Source organism: Streptomyces noursei (genome assembly GCF_016917755.1).
Classification (GTDB): Bacteria; Actinomycetota; Actinomycetes; order Streptomycetales; family Streptomycetaceae; genus Streptomyces; species Streptomyces yunnanensis.
On the sequence record NZ_CP070326.1, the window covers coordinates 6,150,037 to 6,168,004 of the forward strand.

Sequence of the window (17,968 nt, forward strand, 5' to 3'; positions counted from 1 at the left end):
GGTCTCCGGTGACGTCGACGCGCTGGATGAACTCCTTGCCGATTGTGAGGAGTCCGGGGTTCGGGCTCGTCGCATCCCGGTGGACTACGCGTCCCACTCGGCGCACGTGGAGGAGATCCGCGACGAGCTCCTGAGCATCCTGTCCGACATCACCCCGCGCCCGTCGCAGGTGCCGTTCTACTCCACGGTGACTGTGGAGCGGACCGACACCAGCGTGCTGGACGCCGAGTACTGGTACCGCAACCTTCGCCAGACGGTTCGGTTCGAGGAGACCGTGCAGCTGCTCGCCGAGCAGGGCCACCGCCTCTTCGTCGAGTCCAGTGCGCACCCGGTGCTGGCGATGGGCATCCAGGAGACGTCCGAGCAGATCGTGGCCCTGGGCTCCCTGCGGCGTGATGAAGGTGGCCTGGACCGGTTCCTGCTGTCCCTGGCCGAAGCCCACGTGCACGGCGCGACCGTCGACTGGACGGCCGTCTTCCCCGACGCCCGCCGCGTGGACGACCTGCCCACGTACGCCTTCCAACGTCAGCGCTACTGGCTCGACGCGGACGCCCCGGTGGGCGAGGTGTCGGTGGACCCGGTCGATGCGCGGTTCTGGGCGGCCGTGGAAGGCGAGGACCTGCGAGCGCTGGCCGACGCACTCGGCGTACGCGGCGACGACGCAGCCGCGCTCGAAGCGGTGCTCCCGGTGCTGTCGGCATGGCGCCGCACCCGCCGCGACAAGTCCACCGTTGATTCCTGGCGCTACCGGATCGGCTGGCAGCGACTGCCCGAACCGGCATCCGCCGCGCTGTCCGGAAACTGGCTGGTGGTGCTCCCGGCGGGCGGCGCCGGGCAGTGGGGCACCGCCGCGGTGGCGGCGCTGGAAGCCGCGGGTGCTGAAGTCACCGAGGTCGAGCTGCCTGCCGGGACCGACCCCGGGGCCGTCGCCGAGCTGCTGAGCGGTGCCGCGCCCGAGGGCGTGCTGTCCCTGGCGGCGTTGGAAGGGACTCCGGTGGGGGTGGCGAACACCGTTTCGCTGCTGCAGGCGCTCGGCACCGCCGGGATCGACGCGCCGTTGTGGTGCGCGACCCGTGGTGCGGTGGCCGTCGCGTCCGGGGAGGGACCGGACAGTCCGGTGCAGGCCCAGGTGTGGGGTCTCGGCCGGGTTGCCGCCCTGGAACACCCGCAGCGTTGGGGCGGTCTGATCGACCTGCCGGTGGATGCGGACGACGCGGCACGGCGACGACTCGTCGGCGTGCTGGCCGGCGCGGACGACGAGGACCAACTCGCCCTTCGTGCCGCCGGGTTGTACGGACGGAGGCTGGAGCACGCGTCGCTGGCCGACCGGGCCCCGTCGAGGGCGTGGCGGCCGTCCGGCACGGTGCTGGTCACCGGCGGTACCGGTCCGCTGGCCGCGCAGGCCGCGCGGTGGCTGGCCGAGAACGGCGCCGAGCACGTGCTGCTGGCCGGTCCGGTCGAGGAAGAGGGCGAAGAAGGGGGCGAAGAAGGCGCCGAAGGAGGTGTCGGAGGAGGCGAGGCCGCTCTTGAGGCCGAGCTGGTCAACGCGGGCGCGCGGGTGACCATCGTGCCCTGCGCGTCCGACGACCGCGCGACGCTGGAGAAGCTGTTGGCGACGCCGCCCACCGCGGTGGTGCACGCGCCGACCGTGCTCGACCAGGCACCGCTCGCCGAGACCACTCCGGCCGAGTTCGCCGCGGTGGTCGACGCCAAGGCGGCCATGGCCGCGCACCTCGACGAGCTGCTGGACGAACACGCCCCGGACGCGGTCGTCGTCTTCTTCTCCGCGGTGGCCGGCGTGTGGGGCAGCGGCCGGCAGGGCGCGTACGCGGCGGGCAACGCCTACCTCGACGCACTGGCCCAGCGGCGGCGTGCCCGTGGACTGCCCACGACCTCGGTGGCCTGGAGCCCATGGGACGGTGGCGCGGACACCGAGGACGGCTTCCTCGACTTCCTGCGCCGTCGCGGCCTGCGTGCCATCAACCCCGCCCTGGCGATCACCGCCCTGCAACAGGTCATTGATCACGATGAGACGTTCGTTGCGCTCGCCGATGTGGACTGGGAGCGGTTCGTCGCCGGGTTCACCGCGGTGCGGCCGAGCCCGCTGATCGCCGGACTGCCCGAGGTGCGCCGCATACAGGCGGAAGAGGGCGAGACGGCAGATGCCGAGGGCTCCGTACTGGCCCAGCGGCTGGCCGGCAAGACCGATCTCGAACGCGACCGGATCGTGCTGGAGCTGGTGCGCGACCAGGTGGCAGCGGTGCTCGGCCACTCCGCGCCGGAAGCGGTCGAGGTCGGCCGGGCTTTCCTGGAGCTGGGTTTCGATTCGCTGACCGCGGTGGACCTGCGCAACCGGCTGAACGCGGCGACCGGCCTGAAGCTGCCGGCCACCTTGATCTTCGACTATCCGACGGCCACCGCGCTCGCCGACTACCTCAAGGCCGAGGTGCTCGGCGCCCCGGCGACGGCCTCGACCGTCCCGGCAGTGGCCATGGGGACCGACGAGCCGATCGCCATCGTCGGCATGGGCTGCCGTTTCCCCGGCGGGGTCACGTCGGAGGAGCAGCTGTGGCAGCTGATCTCCGCCGGCACGGACGCCATCAGCGAGTTCCCCACCGACCGCGGGTGGGACCTCGACCAGCTGGTGGACCAGGACGGCGAGCGCGCCAGGACCTCCTATGTCGGAAACGGCGGTTTCCTGCACGACGCGGGCGAGTTCGATCCGGCTTTCTTCGGGATCTCGCCGCGTGAGGCGCTGGCGATGGACCCGCAGCACCGGCTGCTGCTGGAAACCTCCTGGGAGGCGTTCGAACGGGCCGGTGTCGACCCGAACTCCTTGCGCGGCCGGCCGGTGGGCGTGTTCGCCGGCACCAACGGCCAGCACTACGCCCCGCTGCTCCAGGGTGCACCGGAGAACCTGGACGGCTATCTGGCGACCGGTAACGGTGCGAGTGTGCTGTCGGGCAGGGTTTCGTACACGTTCGGTCTCGAAGGTCCGGCGGTGACGGTGGACACGGCGTGTTCCTCGTCGCTGGTCGCGCTGCACCTGGCGGCGCAGGCGCTGCGGCAGGGCGAGTGCGAACTGGCGTTGGCCGGCGGCGTGACGGTGATGTCCACCCCGGACATGTTCCTTGAGTTCAGCCGCCAGAACGGGCTGGCCGCGGACGGGCGCTCCAAGGCATTCGCGGCGGCGGCGGACGGCTTCGCGCTTGCCGAGGGCGTGGGCATGCTGCTCGTGGAACGGCTCTCCGACGCACGTCGGAACGGGCATCCGGTGCTGGCGGTGTTGCGTGGTTCCGCGGTGAACCAGGACGGTGCGTCCAATGGTCTGACGGCGCCGAACGGTCCGTCGCAGCAGCGGGTGATCCGCCAGGCGCTGGCCAACGCGGGCCTTGGCACGTCGGACGTGGACGCGGTGGAGGCGCACGGCACCGGCACGACGCTGGGTGACCCGATCGAGGCCCAGGCACTGCTGGCCACCTATGGTCAGGATCGCGAACGGGCGTTGTGGCTGGGGTCGTTGAAGTCGAACATCGGTCACACTCAGGCCGCTGCTGGTGTGGCCGGTGTGATGAAGATGGTGTTGGCGATGCGGCACGGTGTGCTGCCGAAGACGCTGCACGTGGACGAGCCGACCCCTCAGGTCGACTGGTCGGCCGGTGCCGTTTCTCTGCTGACCGAGCAGGTGGAGTGGCCGCGGACGGATGCGCCGCGGCGGGCCGCGGTGTCGTCGTTCGGGATCAGCGGCACGAATGCGCATGTGATTCTGGAGGAGGCGCCGCCGCAGGTTGAGGCGCAGGCCGTTGCCGCGCCGGTGCCGGGTGCGGTGCCGTGGGTGGTTTCGGGCAAGACCGAGGCGGCTTTGCGTGCACAGGCGGCCCGGTTGTTGTCCTTCATGGACGCGACGCCCGAGCTGAACCCGGTGGATGTGGGCTTGTCGCTCGCTGCGGGGCGTGCTGCTTTTGAGCATCGTGCTGCGGTGGTCGGTGCTGACCTGGCTGCCTTCCGCGGCGGCCTGGCCGCGCTGGCGGATGCGACTGCGGCGCCTGGTGTGGTGCAGGGCACCGTGGCGGGTGACCGTGCGGTGTTCGTTTTCCCTGGTCAGGGTTCGCAGTGGGTGGGCATGGCCGCGGAGCTACTGGGCTCCTCGCCGGTGTTCGCGGAGTCGATGCGGGCGTGTGCGCAGGCTCTTGCGCCGCACGTCGAGTGGTCCTTGCTGGACGTGCTGGGTGACGCTGAGGCGTTGGAGCGGGTTGATGTTGTTCAGCCTGTGCTGTTTGCGGTGATGGTCTCCCTGGCGGCGCTGTGGCGTTCGTACGGTGTTGAGCCGGCCGCTGTGGTGGGCCATTCGCAGGGTGAGATCGCTGCCGCGTGTGTGGCGGGTGCGTTGTCGCTGGATGATGCTGCGCGGGTTGTGGCGTTGCGGAGCAAGGCGCTGCTGGCTCTCTCCGGTCGTGGCGGGATGGTGTCCGTCTCCCTGCCGGTCGACGAGGTCACCGGGCGTCTTGAGCGTTGGGACGGTCGGATCTCCGTCGCCGCCGTCAACGGCCCGGGCTCGATCGTCGTCTCCGGCGATGTTGACGCGCTGGATGAACTCCTCGCTGACTGTGAGGAGTCTGGGGTTCGGGCTCGTCGCATCCCGGTGGACTACGCGTCCCACTCGGCGCATGTGGAGGAGATCCGCGACGAGCTCCTGACCATCCTCGCGGACATCACCCCGCGCCCGTCGCAGGTGCCGTTCTTCTCGACGGTGTCGGTGGAGCGGATCGACACCAGTGTGCTGGATGCCGAGTACTGGTACCGGAATCTCCGGCAGACGGTCCGGTTCGAGGAGACCGTGCAGCTGCTCGCCGAGCAGGGCCACCGCCTCTTCGTGGAGTCCAGCGCGCACCCCGTGCTGGCGATGGGCATCCAGGAAACGTCCGAGCAGATCGTGGCCCTGGGGTCCCTGCGCCGCGATGAAGGTGGCCTGGACCGGTTCCTGCTGTCGCTGGCCGAAGCCCACGTGCGCGGCGCGACCGTCGACTGGACGGCCGTGTTCCCCGACGCCCGCCCCGTGGATGATCTGCCCACCTACGCCTTCCAACGTCAGCGCTACTGGCTCGACGCCCCGGCGGCGGCGAGCGATGTGGCCTCGGCAGGGCTGGGCTCTACGGACCATCCGCTGCTGGGCGCGATGGTGGAGCTGCCGGACTCCGACGGCATGCTGTTCAGCAGCCGGCTGTCCCTGGCCGGCCATCCGTGGCTGGCCGACCACGCGGTGATGGGCTCGACCCTGCTGCCGGGCACCGCCTTCGTGGAGCTGGCGGTTCGCGCCGGTGACCAGGCGGACTGCGGCCATGTCGAGGAACTCACCCTCGAATCGCCGCTGGTGCTGCCGGAACGCGGTGGCCGTCAACTCCGGCTGTCCGTGGGCGAAGCCGACGCGACCGGGCGGCGCACGCTGGGCATCCACTCGCGGTCCGAGGACGGCGGCGCATGGGTCAGGCACGCCAGCGGTGTGCTGGCCGCGGACGCTCCCGCGGCTCCTGCCGACTCCGGGGGTGTCTGGCCACCCGCGGGCGCGGTGCCGATCGAGCTCGACGACCTGTACGGCCGGCTGGCCGCCACCGGATACCACTACGGCCCGGCCTTCCAGGGCCTGCGCGCGGCCTGGCGGCACGGTGACGAGGTCTTCGCGGACGTCGCGCTGCCCGAGGAACGCCGCTCCGACGCGAGCCGCTTCGGCCTGCACCCGGCCCTGCTGGACGCCGCGGTCCAGGCGATCGGCCTCGGCGGCTTCCTCGGCGACTCGGGTCAGAGCAGGCTCCCGTTCCTGTGGGGTGGGGTGTCGCTTCGGGCCGTCGGTGCCGCCGCGCTGCGGGTCCGGATCTCGCCCAACGGCCAGGACTCGGTGTCGCTCGCCGTCACGGACACGCTCGGCCAGCCGGTGGCGGAGGTGGACTCCCTTGTGCTGCGGCCGGTTACCGCCGAGCAGTTGCGAGCCGCGCGGGCGGTCCGCCACGACTCGCTGTTCCGCGTCGACTGGGCGGTCGTCCCGGCGCTGCCCGCGGTCGTCGCGGACCGCTGGGCCGTCCTCGGCGCGGATCAGGACAAGCTCGGCGCCGCTCTGCAGGCCGCAGCCCTTCCGGTGGACGTGTTCGCCGACCTGGCTGCGTTCGATGCGGCGCCGGTGCCCGCCGTGGTGCTCGCGCCGTGCACCGTCGACTCCGTCGCGGACGCCGCCGACACGGCCTCGGCGGTGCGCCTGGCGACGCACAAGGCGCTGGCACTGGTCCAGGGGTGGCTCGCCGACGAGCGGTTCGCGCAGTCGCGCTTGGTGCTGGTGACCCGTGGCGCGGTGGCCACCCGGCCCGGGGAGGACGTGCCCGACCTCGCGCACGCCGCGGTCTGGGGGCTGATCCGGTCCGCGCAGGCCGAGCACCCGGACCGGCTGGTGCTGCTGGATCTCGACGAGCACGATGCCTCCTACCAGGCACTTTCGGCCGCGCTCGGCACCGATGAACCACGACTGGCGGTGCGCGAAGGCACGTTGTACGCGCCCCGGCTGGCCAGGGCCGTGGCCTCCGACGAGGTGCCGCGGGCGCTCGACCAGGACGGCACCGCGCTGATCACCGGCGCCACCGGTGCGCTCGGCGGGCTGGTGGCCCGGCATCTGGTCGTCGAACACGGCGTCCGGCGGCTGGTGCTGGCCGGCCGCCGGGGCATGGAAGCGCCCGGAGCGGCCGAGCTGGCCACCAAGCTGACTGAGCTGGGTGCGACGGTGACGATGGCCGCGTGCGACGTGGCCGAGCGGGACCAGCTCGCCGCGCTTCTCGCGGACATCCCCGAGGCGCACCCGTTGACCGCGGTGGTGCATGCCGCCGGTGTGCTGGACGACGGTGTGATCGAGTCGCTGACTCCGGAGCGGATCGACGCGGTGCTGCGGCCGAAGGTGGACGCGGCGCTGCACCTGCACGAGTTGACGCAGGACATCGACCTGGCCGCGTTCGTGCTGTTCTCCTCGGCGGCCTCGACCTTCGGTGGTCCGGGACAGGGCAATTACGCGGCGGCCAACGCGTTCCTGGACGGGCTGTCCCAGCGACGTCGGGCGAGCGGGCTGCCGGCCAGTTCGCTGGCGTGGGGCCTGTGGGCGCAGCGCGGCGGGATGACCGCCCACCTCGCGGACGAGCAGATCGACCGGCTCGAACGCGGTGGCATGGCCGCACTGTCCACCGCCGAGGGCCTGGCCCTGTTCGACGCCGCCATCGGCGCGGACGAGGCCGTGCTCGTGCCGGTGCGACTGGCACCGGCGGCCCTGCGCGCCACCGAGGTCGTCCCCGCTCTGCTGCGTGGGCTGGTGAGGGCACCGGCGCGGCGGACCGTCGACGCCGGTTCTGTTCCGGACGCGGCTTCCCTGCGGCAGCGGCTCGGCGGTCTGGCGGAGGAGGAGCGCGACCGGGTGCTGATCGACCTGGTGCGTGGCCAGTTGGCGGCCGTGCTGGGCCACGCCTCACCGGACGCCATCGATGCCGGGCGCGGGTTCCTTGAGCTCGGCCTGGACTCGCTGACCGCGGTGGAGCTGCGGAACCGGCTGAACGCGGCGACCGGACTGCGGTTGCCCGCGACGTTGGTGTTCGACTATCCGACGCCGTCCGCCCTCACCGGCTACCTGGCCGCAGAGATCGTGCCGGACACGGCGAACTCCGCTGCGCCGCTCCTCGCCGAACTGGCGCGACTGCAGGGTGAGTTGGCCGCGTTCACCGCGAACGAAGAGACTCGCGGTCAGATCACCGTCCGCCTCAAGGCGCTGATGGCCAGCTGGACCGACGGCGGCGAAACCGAGGCCGAGGCCGAGGCCGACCTGGACACGGCCACCGACGACGAGATGTTCGACCTCATTGGCAAGGAGTTCGGGATTTCTTGAGCACCAGCGAATCCGGAACTTCCATCAGAAAGGAACCACCCATGTCCAATGAGGACAAGCTCCGTTACTTCCTCAAGCAGGTGACTGCGGACCTGCGGCAGACCAAGCAGCGTCTGCAGGAGGTCGAGGACGCCGCGGTCGAACCGATCGCGATCGTCGGGATGAGCTGCCGCTACCCGGGCGGCGTCAACTCGCCCGAGGAACTGTGGAAGTTGGTGGCTGACGGCGGCGACGCCATCTCCTCGTTCCCACCGGACCGTGGCTGGGACGTCGACGACCTGTACGACACGGACCCGGATAGTTCGGGCAAGTCGTACACCAGTCAGGGTGGGTTCCTCCAGGACGCGAGCCAGTTCGACCCCGCGTTCTTCGAGATCTCCCCGCGCGAGGCGCTGGCCATGGACCCGCAGCAGCGGCTGCTGCTGGAAGCGTCCTGGGAGGCGTTCGAGCGTGCGGGCATCGACCCGGCCGCGGTACGCGGAAGCCGAACCGGTGTCTTCGCCGGGGTGATCTACCACGACTACGCGACGCGACTGGTCGATCTGCCGGAGGGCGTCGAGGGCTACATAGGCACCGGCAACTCGGGCAGCGTCGCCTCCGGGCGCATCGCCTACACACTGGGCCTGGAAGGCCCCGCGGTCACCATCGACACCGCCTGCTCGTCCTCGCTGGTGGCGTTGCACCTGGCCTGCGAGTCGCTGCGCAAGGGGGAGTGCACGCTGGCGCTGGCCGGTGGCGCCACGATCATGGCCACCCCGGCGATCTTCGTGGAGTTCAGCCGCCAGCGCGGTCTGGCGGCGGACGGCCGCTGCAAGGCGTTCGCGGACGCGGCGGACGGCACCGGCTGGGGCGAAGGCGTCGGAATGCTCCTGGTGGAGCGGCTGTCCGACGCGCGACGCAACGGACATCAGGTGCTGGCCGTGGTGCGCGGCACCGCGGTCAACCAGGACGGCGCGAGCAGCGGCCTGACCGCGCCCAACGGTCCCGCGCAGCAGCGCGTGATCCGCCAGGCACTGCTGAACGCGCAGCTCGCCGCCGACCAGATCGACGTGGTGGAGGCGCACGGCACGGGCACCAGGCTCGGCGACCCGATAGAGGCGCAGGCGATCCTGGCCACATACGGACAGGACCGGCCCGCCGAACGGCCGTTGCTGCTCGGCGCGGTCAAGTCGAACATCGGTCACACCCAGGCCGCCGCAGGCGTGGCCGGCGTGATCAAGATGGTGCACGCGATGCGGCACGGCCTGGTACCGAAGACGCTGCACGTGGACGCGCCGTCCAGGCAGGTCGACTGGTCCGCCGGCGCGGTCTCGCTGCTCACCGAACCCACCCAGTGGCCCACGACCGGACAGCCGCGCCGCGCCGGCGTGTCCTCGTTCGGCGTGAGCGGCACGAACGCGCACGCCATCCTGGAACAGGCGCCGCCGGTCGACGAGGAGCCCGTTGCCACGCAGGCGAGTGCGACGCCGGTGGGTGCGGTGCCGTGGGTGGTGTCGGGCAAGACCGAGGCCGCGCTGCGTGCACAGGCGGCCCGCTTGCTGTCGTACGTGGATGCCACGCCCGAGCTGAACCCGGTGGATGTGGGTTTCTCGCTCGCTGCGGGGCGTGCTGCCTTCGAGCATCGTGCTGCGGTGGTCGGTGCTGACCTGGCTGCCTTCCGTGGCGGTCTGGCCGCGCTGGCAGACGCCACCGCTGCGCCCGGCATCGTGCAGGGCGTTACGGGTGCTGGTGACCGTGCGGTGTTCGTTTTCCCTGGTCAGGGTTCGCAGTGGGTGGGCATGGCCGCGGAGCTCTTGGACTCCTCGCCGGTGTTCGCGGAGTCGATGCGGGCGTGTGCGCAGGCTCTTGCGCCGCACGTCGAGTGGTCCCTGTTGGATGTGCTGGGCGATGCTGAGGCGTTGGAGCGGGTTGATGTTGTTCAGCCTGTGCTGTTTGCGGTGATGGTGTCGCTGGCGGCGTTGTGGCGTTCGTATGGTGTCGAGCCGGCGGCTGTCGTCGGCCATTCGCAGGGTGAGATTGCCGCGGCGTGTGTGGCGGGTGCGTTGTCGCTGGATGATGCTGCGCGGGTTGTTGCGTTGCGGAGCAAGGCGCTGCTGGCTCTGTCCGGTCGGGGCGGGATGGTGTCCGTCTCCCTCCCCGCAGATGAGGTCGCCGACCGCGTTGAGCGTTGGGACGGCCGGATCTCCATCGCCGCCGTCAACGGCCCGGGCTCGATCGTGGTCTCCGGTGACGTCGACGCGCTGGATGAACTCCTTGCCGATTGTGAGGAGTCTGGGGTTCGGGCTCGTCGCATCCCGGTGGACTACGCGTCCCACTCGGCGCACGTGGAGGAGATCCGCGAGGAGCTCCTGAGCATCCTCGCGGACATCACCCCGCGCCCGTCGCAGGTGCCGTTCTACTCCACGGTGTCGGTGGAGCGGACCGACACCAGCGTGCTGGATGCCGAGTACTGGTACCGGAATCTCCGGCAGACGGTTCGGTTCGAGGAGACCGTGCGGCTGCTCGCTGAGCAGGGCCACCGGCTCTTCGTGGAGTCCAGTGCGCACCCGGTGCTGGCGATGGGCATCCAGGAAACGTCCGAGCAGATCGTGGCCCTGGGGTCCCTGCGGCGTGACGAAGGTGGCCTGGACCGGTTCCTGCTGTCGCTGGCCGAAGCCCACGTGCACGGCGCGACCGTCGACTGGACGGCCGTCTTCCCCGACGCCCGCCCCGTGGACGACCTGCCCACGTACGCCTTCCAACGTCAGCGCTACTGGCTGGAGGCGGCTGCCCCGGAGGCGGCGGCCGTGGTGGACCCGGTGGACGCGCAGTTCTGGGATGCCGTTGAGCGGGAGAATCTGGAGGCCCTGGCCAGCGCGCTCAACGTGGCCGGCGACGCCCCGCTCAGCGCGGTGCTGCCCGCGATGTCGGCATGGCGTCGCAACCGGCGGGACCAGTCCACCGTGGACTCCTGGCGCTACCGGGCAAGCTGGCAGCCGCTGACCGACCCGCTTCGGCAGCCGCTGTCCGGTACCTGGCTGCTGGTCGTACCAGCCGCAGAGGAACGCGCGGACGAACGCGCGGACGAGCTCACGGACGAACTCGCGGACGCGGTCGCGGGGGCGCTGACCGGGCACGGCGCGCAGGTCGCCGTCCTGACGGTGGACGAGCGGGCGGACCGGGAGGCGCTTACCGAGCGGCTGCGCGTGATCGCCGCGGAGGAAGCGCCGGCCGGAGTGCTGTCGCTGCTGGGCGCGCGGGTGGACGCCGTACTGGCGCTGGTGCAGGCGCTGGGGGACAGCGACATCGAGGCGCCCCTGTGGTGTGCCACTCGGGGAGCGGTCTCCACCGGCCCGTCGGACCGGGTGGCCAGTCCGGTGCAGGCCGCGGTGTGGGGCCTGGGCCGGGTGGCCGCCCTGGAACACCCGCAGCGCTGGGGCGGCTTGATCGATCTGCCCGAGGTGCTCGACGAGCGCGCACTCGGCCGGTTGGCCGGAGTGCTGTCCGGTGCCGGTGCCGAGGATCAGCTGGCCGTGCGTGGTTCGGGTGTGTTCGTGCGCCGCCTGGTGCGGGCTCGTGCCGAGACGGTTGCGGGCCGGGTCTGGAAGCCGCGTGGCACGACGGTGATCACCGGTGGCACCGGCGCGCTGGGCGCCCACGTCGCGCGATGGCTGGCCGGCAACGGTGCCGAGCACCTGGTGCTGCTGAGCCGTCGTGGCCGCGCGGCCGAGGGGGCCGCGGAGCTTGAGGCGGAGCTGACCGGGCTCGGTGCCAAGGTGACCATCGACGCCTGCGATGTCACCGACAAGGCGGCGCTCGCCGCCGCGATCCGGGCGGCCGGTGAGGTGGCGCCGATCCGTGCGGTGGTGCACACGGCCGGAGTGCTGGACGCGGGTGTGCTCGAAGCGCTCACCCCGGATCGGCTGGACGCGGTGCTGCGGCCCAAGGTCGAGGCCGCCCTGCACCTGGACGAACTGACCGAGGACCTCGACGCCTTCGTCCTCTTCTCCTCCTTCGCCAGTACGTTGGGCGCGGCGGGGCAGGGCAACTACGCCGCCGCCAACGCGGTGTTGGAGGCGCTGGCGCAGCGCCGCAGGGCCGACGGGCTGCCGGCGACCGCGATCGCCTGGGGCCCGTGGGCGGACGGCGGGATGGCCGATGACGCGGCGATCGGTTCGCGGCTGCGCCGCGGCGGGTTGCCGGTGATGAAGCCGGCGATGGCGATCGCCGCGCTGCAGCAGGCGCTGGACCTCGATGAGACGCTGCTCGCGGTCGCCGACGTGGACTGGGCGAGGTTCGCACCCGGCTTCACCGCGGTCCGGCCCAACCGGCTCATCGGTGACCTGCCGGAGGTCCGGGCCCTCGCCGACGCGGGGGCCGAGGCCGACGCGGGCGAATCCGCCCTGCACGCCCGGCTGTCCGGGATGTCCGGGGCCGAGCGGCGACGTGCCGTGCTGGAGTTGGTCCGCAGCCATGTCGGCGCGGTGCTCGGGCACGGCCCGGGCGAGCTGGTCGAGGCCGACCGTGCCTTCCGCGAGCTGGGATTCGACTCGCTGACCGCGGTGGACCTGCGCAACCGCCTGGCCGGTGCGACCGGGCTGAAGCTGCCCACCACGTTGGTCTTCGACTACCCGTCCCCGTCGGTGCTCACCGACTTCCTGCTGGCCGAGGTGGCCGAGGCTGCTGGGACGCCGTCGACCGTGCTGACCGCGGCGCCGTCCGCGACCGCATCCGTTGACGACGAGCCGATCGCCATCGTCGGCATGGCCTGCCGCTTCCCCGGTGGCGTGCGCACTCCCGAGGAGCTGTGGCGGCTGGTGGCCGACGGCGGGGACGCGATCTCCCTCGTGCCGACGGACCGTGGCTGGGACATCGACGGCCTGTTCGGCGACGGCGAGTCGGGCACCTCGTACACCCGCGAGGGCGGGTTCCTCTACGACGTGGCCGAGTTCGACCCGACGTTCTTCGGGATCTCGCCGCGCGAGGCGCTGTCGATGGACCCGCAGCACCGACTGCTGCTGGAAACCTCGTGGGAGGCGTTCGAGCGCGCGGGCATCGACCCGTCCACGTTGCGCGGTAGCCGGACCGGGGTGTTCGCCGGGGCGAACGGCCAGGACTACGCGGCGCTGCTGATGTCCACTCCGGACGCGTCCGACGGCTATCTGCTGACCGGCAACGCGGGCAGTGTGGTGTCCGGCCGGATCTCGTACACCTTCGGCCTCGAAGGCCCCGCGGTGACGGTGGACACGGCGTGCTCCTCGTCGCTGGTCGCGTTGCACCTCGCCTGCCAGTCGCTGCGGCAGGGCGAGTCCTCGCTGGCGCTGGCCGGTGGGGTCACGGTGATGTCGACCCCCGGGATGTTCGTGGAGTTCAGCCGTCAGCGCGGACTGGCCGCGGACGGCCGCTGCAAGTCCTTCGCCGCCTCCGCGGACGGCACCAGCTGGGGCGAGGGCGTCGGTGTCCTCGTCGTGGAGCGGCTCTCCGACGCCCGCCGCAACGGGCATCCGGTGCTGGCCGTGGTGCGGGGCTCCGCGGTGAACCAGGACGGCGCGTCCAACGGCCTGACCGCGCCGAACGGCCCTTCGCAACAGCGGGTGATCCGCCAGGCGCTGGGCAGCGCCCGGCTGTCCGCAGAGCAGGTCGACGTGGTGGAGGCGCACGGCACCGGCACGGTGCTCGGCGACCCGATCGAGGCGCAGGCGCTGCTGGCCACGTACGGACAGGACCGCGAACAACCGCTGCTGCTCGGCTCGCTGAAGTCGAACATCGGGCACACCCAGGCAGCGGCCGGTGTGGCGGGCGTGATCAAGATGGTGCAGGCCATGCAGCACGGCCTGGTGCCCAAGACGCTGCACGTGGACGAGCCGACGCCGGAAGTCGACTGGTCGGCGGGCGCGGTCTCGCTGGTCACCGAGGCGACGCCCTGGCCCGAGACCGACGAGCCGCGTCGGGCCGGCGTGTCGTCGTTCGGCATCAGCGGCACCAACGCACACGTCATCATCGAGCAGTCGCCGTCGGCCCCCGAGGCCGTCACCGAACCGTCCGCCGTCGATGTGGTGCCGTGGGTGGTGTCGGGCAAGTCCGAGGCCGCGTTGCGTGCGCAGGCGGCGCGGTTGTTGTCGTTCGTGGATGCCACGCCCGGGCTGAAGCCGGTGGATGTGGCGTTCTCGTTGGCGACGACGCGTGCGGCGCTGGGGCATCGTGCGGTGCTGGTCGGCGCGGGTCGGGACGACTTCCGCGGTGGGTTGGAAGCGTTGGCTTCGGGTGCTTCGGCGTCCGGGGTGGTGCGTGATGTGGTGTCCGAGGGCCGGTTGGCGTTCCTGTTCAGTGGCCAGGGTTCGCAGCGGGTGGGGATGGGACGTGAGCTGTATGCGGCGTTCCCGGTGTTCGCGGACGCGTTCGACGCGGTGTGTGCGCGGTTCGACGCCGAGCTCGCGCGTCCGTTGAAGGACGTGGTGTTCGGCGTCGGCGACAGCGACGTCGAGGACGATCTGCTGGACCAGACGGCGTACACCCAGCCCGCGCTGTTCGCCGTCGAGGTGGCGCTGTTCCGGCTGATGGAGTCGTGGGGTGTGGTCCCCGACTTCCTCAGTGGGCACTCCATCGGCGAGCTGGCGGCGGCGCACGTCGCGGGTGTGCTGTCGCTGGAGGACGCCTGCACGCTGGTGGCGGCTCGTGGCCGGCTGATGCAGGAACTGCCCGCCGGCGGCGCGATGGTGGCCGTCCAGGCATCGGTGGACGAGGTCGCGCCGCTGCTGGTCGAGGGCGTGAGCATCGCCGCGGTCAACGGTCCGACGTCGGTTGTCGTCGCCGGTGACGAGGACGCGGTGGTGGGCATCGCCGCCGAGTTCGAGCGGCAGGGCCGTAAGACCAAGCGGCTGCCGGTCAGCCACGCGTTCCACTCACCGCACATGGACGGCATGCTGGACGCGTTCCGCAAGGTCGCCGAGGGCCTGACCTACGCGGCTCCGCGGATCCCGATCGTCTCCACCCTCACCGGCACCGTGGTCGCACCGGACGCCGACCACTGGGTCCGGCACGTGCGGGAGTCCGTCCGTTTCCTGGACGGCATCCGGGCGTTGGAGGCCACGGGCGTCACGGCATTCGTCGAGCTGGGGCCCGATGGCGCGTTGACCGCGTCGGTGCGGGAGTGCTGCGCCGCGGAGGGTGCGGCGGCCGTGACGGTGCTGCGCAAGGGGCGCGACGAGGTGCGCTCGGCGCTGACCGCGGTCGCCTCGGTGTTCGCCCGGGGTGTGGAGGCGGACTGGCCGGCGGTGCTCCCCGGCGCCCGTCGGGTCGACCTGCCGACGTACGCCTTCCAGCGGGAGCGGTACTGGCCGGAGGTGCCGGAGAAGTCCGCCGCGGCGGTGGAGGACTCGGTGGATGCCGGGTTCTGGGCCGCGGTGGAGCAGGAGAACCTGGCGGAGGCGCTGTCGGTCGATCCGGACGCTCCGTTGAGTGCGGTGCTGCCGGCGATGGCCGCGTGGCGCACGGCCCGGCGGGAGAAGTCCACGGTGGACTCCTGGCGGTACCAGGCGACCTGGCAACCGGTGGACGCCACGGCGACCACCCCGCTCTCCGGCCGCTGGCTGGTGGTGTCCCCGACGGGCGCCGGATGGGCCGCGGACCTCGCGACGGGGCTCACCGCGCGCGGCGTCGAAACGATCCGTGTGGAGCTCGCCGCCACCGACGTCGACCGGGCGCGGCTCGCCGAACGGCTGCGTGCCGAGGCGGGGCCCGGCGCACCGGCCGGAGTGCTGTCGCTGCTGGCGGCGACCGGCACGGTCCAGCCCAGCCTGGTGCTGCTGCAGGCCCTCGGCGACCTCGGGTGGGACGCACCGCTGTGGTGCCTGACCCAGGGCGCGGTGGCGGTCGGCGGATCGGAACGGCTGGCCGATCCGGCGCAGGCGCAGGTGTGGGGGCTCGGCCGGGTGGCCGCGCTGGAGCACCCGCAGCGCTGGGGCGGTTTGGTGGACCTGCCCGGTGCGCCGGACGACCGGACGCTGGACCGCCTGGCCGCGGTGCTGACCGGCACCGGCGAGGACCAGGTGGCCGTTCGCCCGTCCGGGGTCTTCGCGCGCAGGCTGCGGCGTGCCGTCGCGGCCCCGGCGCAGGAGTGGCGGCCGAGCGGCACCGTGCTGATCACCGGTGGCACCGGCGCGCTGGGTGCGCAGGTCGCGCACTGGCTGGCGGAGAACGGGGCCGCCCACCTGGTGTTGACCAGCCGGCAGGGAGAAGACGCCCCCGGGGCCGCCGAGTTGGCCGCCGAGCTGCGCGGACGTGGCGCCGAAGTCACCGTCGCGGCCTGCGATGTGGCGGACGCCGGTGCGCTGGGCGCGCTGCTCGCCGCGCTGTCCGGTCCGCCGCTGACCGCGGTGGTGCACGCGGCGGGGGTGCTGGAGCCGGGGCTGCTGGACACCCTCACCGCCGAGCAGACGGCCAGGGTGTTGCGGCCCAAGGTGGACGCGACGCGGAACCTGCACGAGCTGACCCGCGACCTCGACCTGTCCGCGTTCGTCCTGTTCTCGTCGTTCGCCAGCACGGTGGGCGCGGCCGGTCAGGGCAACTACGCGGCCGCCAACGCCTACTTGGACGCACTGGCCGAGCAGCGCCGGGCGGACGGGCTGGTGGCCACGTCCGTCGCATGGGGGCCGTGGGCCGAGGCGGGCATGGCCGCGGACGGCGCGCACGAGGAGCGGCTGCGCCGCGGCGGACTGCCGGCGATGTCCCCGCAACTGGCCCTGGCCGGGCTGCGGGAGGCGCTGGGGCGGGCCGAGCCGGCCGTCGTCGTCGCGGACGTCGACTGGGCCGCGTTCGGCCCGGCGTTCACCGCGCTGCGGCCGAGCCCGCTGCTCGACGGGCTGCTCCCGACCCGGCCGGTGGCCCAGTCGCCGTCGGCGGTGGACGGTGTGCCGCTGATCGAGCGCCTGGCGAAGCTGCCCGAAGGTGAACGGGGCGCAGTGGTAGGGGAGTTGGTGCGGGGCGAGGTGGCCGCCGTGCTGGGCTATGCGTCGGCCGACCGGGTCCGGCCGGAGCAGGCGTTCCTGGAGCTGGGCTTCGACTCGCTCACCGCGGTCGAACTCCGCAACCGCATCGCCGCCGCCACCGGTCTGGACCTCCCGGCGACCCTGACCTTCGACCACCCCACCCTCGGTGCGCTGACGGACTTCCTGCACGCCGAACTGGTCGGTGCCGGGGCCGGGGCGGCGCCGGCGGAAGGTGCGGCATCCGGGTTCCTGGGGTCGCTGTACCGGCAGGCGGTGCAGCAGGGCACGCTCTCCGACTTCGTCACGCTGCTCGCCGATGCGGCACGGTTCCGTCCGAGGTTCGACGCGTCCTCGACGCTGACGCCACCGGCCCTGGTGCGACTGGCCGAAGGGCCGGCGAAGCCGGAGCTGATCTGCTGCAGCGGTACCGCGGCCATCGCCGGGCCGCACGAGTTCGCGAGGCTGGCCTCGGCGATGCGCGGGGTGCGGGACGTCTCGGCGCTTCCGCTGCCCGGCTACGGCAGGGACGAACCGCTCCCCGCGGACCTGGAGGACGCGCTGCGCGTGCAGGCCGAGGCCGTGCGCGAGCACACCGCGGGACGGCCGTTCGTGCTGTTCGGGCACTCCGGCGGGGCGACCATGGCGAACGCGCTCGCCTGCCACCTGGAGGAGACCGGCACCGCGCCGGCCGCCGTGGTGCTGGCGGACATCTACTCGCCGGACGACCTGGAGCTGCTCGTGGAGTGGCAGCAGGACCTGGCGAGGTGGACGTTCGAACGGGAGTCGGCGTACGTGTCGATGGATGACTTCCGGCTCACCGCGATGGGTGCGTACGACCAATTCCTGGCAACCAGGAAGCGGTTCCCCGCAAAGGCGCCGACGCTGCTGGTCCGAGCCAGCGAGCCGATGGCCGAATGGTCCGGAGAACGTGACTGGCGGTCTTCTTGGGACTTCGCTCACACCACGGTTGATGTGCCTGGAAACCACTTCACCATGATGGCCGAGTACGCTAGCGTGACAGCGGATTCGATTAACCAGTGGCTGACGGGGGTCGTGTGATGACCCGTTCGTTTCCGATCGGCCGTACAAACTCATT

At 72.1% G+C, this 17,968-nt stretch carries 2 protein-coding genes (1 of these 2 cut by a window edge); both read left to right on the forward strand.

All coding sequences use genetic code 11. From position 1 onward, the window contains the following. Window positions 1-7,906, forward strand: the 3' portion of a protein-coding gene (locus JNO44_RS27050) for a type I polyketide synthase (RefSeq protein ID WP_478219204.1). 2,228 nt of this gene lie to the left of the window's left edge; 7,906 of the gene's 10,134 nt are visible here — the last part of the coding sequence; its start codon lies off the left edge, out of view; its stop codon occupies window positions 7,904-7,906. 41 nt (window positions 7,907-7,947) lie between these two features. Then, complete coding sequence (locus JNO44_RS27055) at window positions 7,948-17,931, forward strand: type I polyketide synthase (protein ID WP_205366455.1); 9,984 nt, start codon at window positions 7,948-7,950, stop codon at window positions 17,929-17,931. Window positions 17,932-17,968 lie beyond the last annotated feature (37 nt).

What these genes read in the sequence shown, in the direction of transcription:
- JNO44_RS27055 (WP_205366455.1), top strand. Translation starts at nt 7,948, where the DNA reads ATGTCCAATGAGGACAAGCTCCGTTACTTCCTCAAGCAGGTGACTGCG.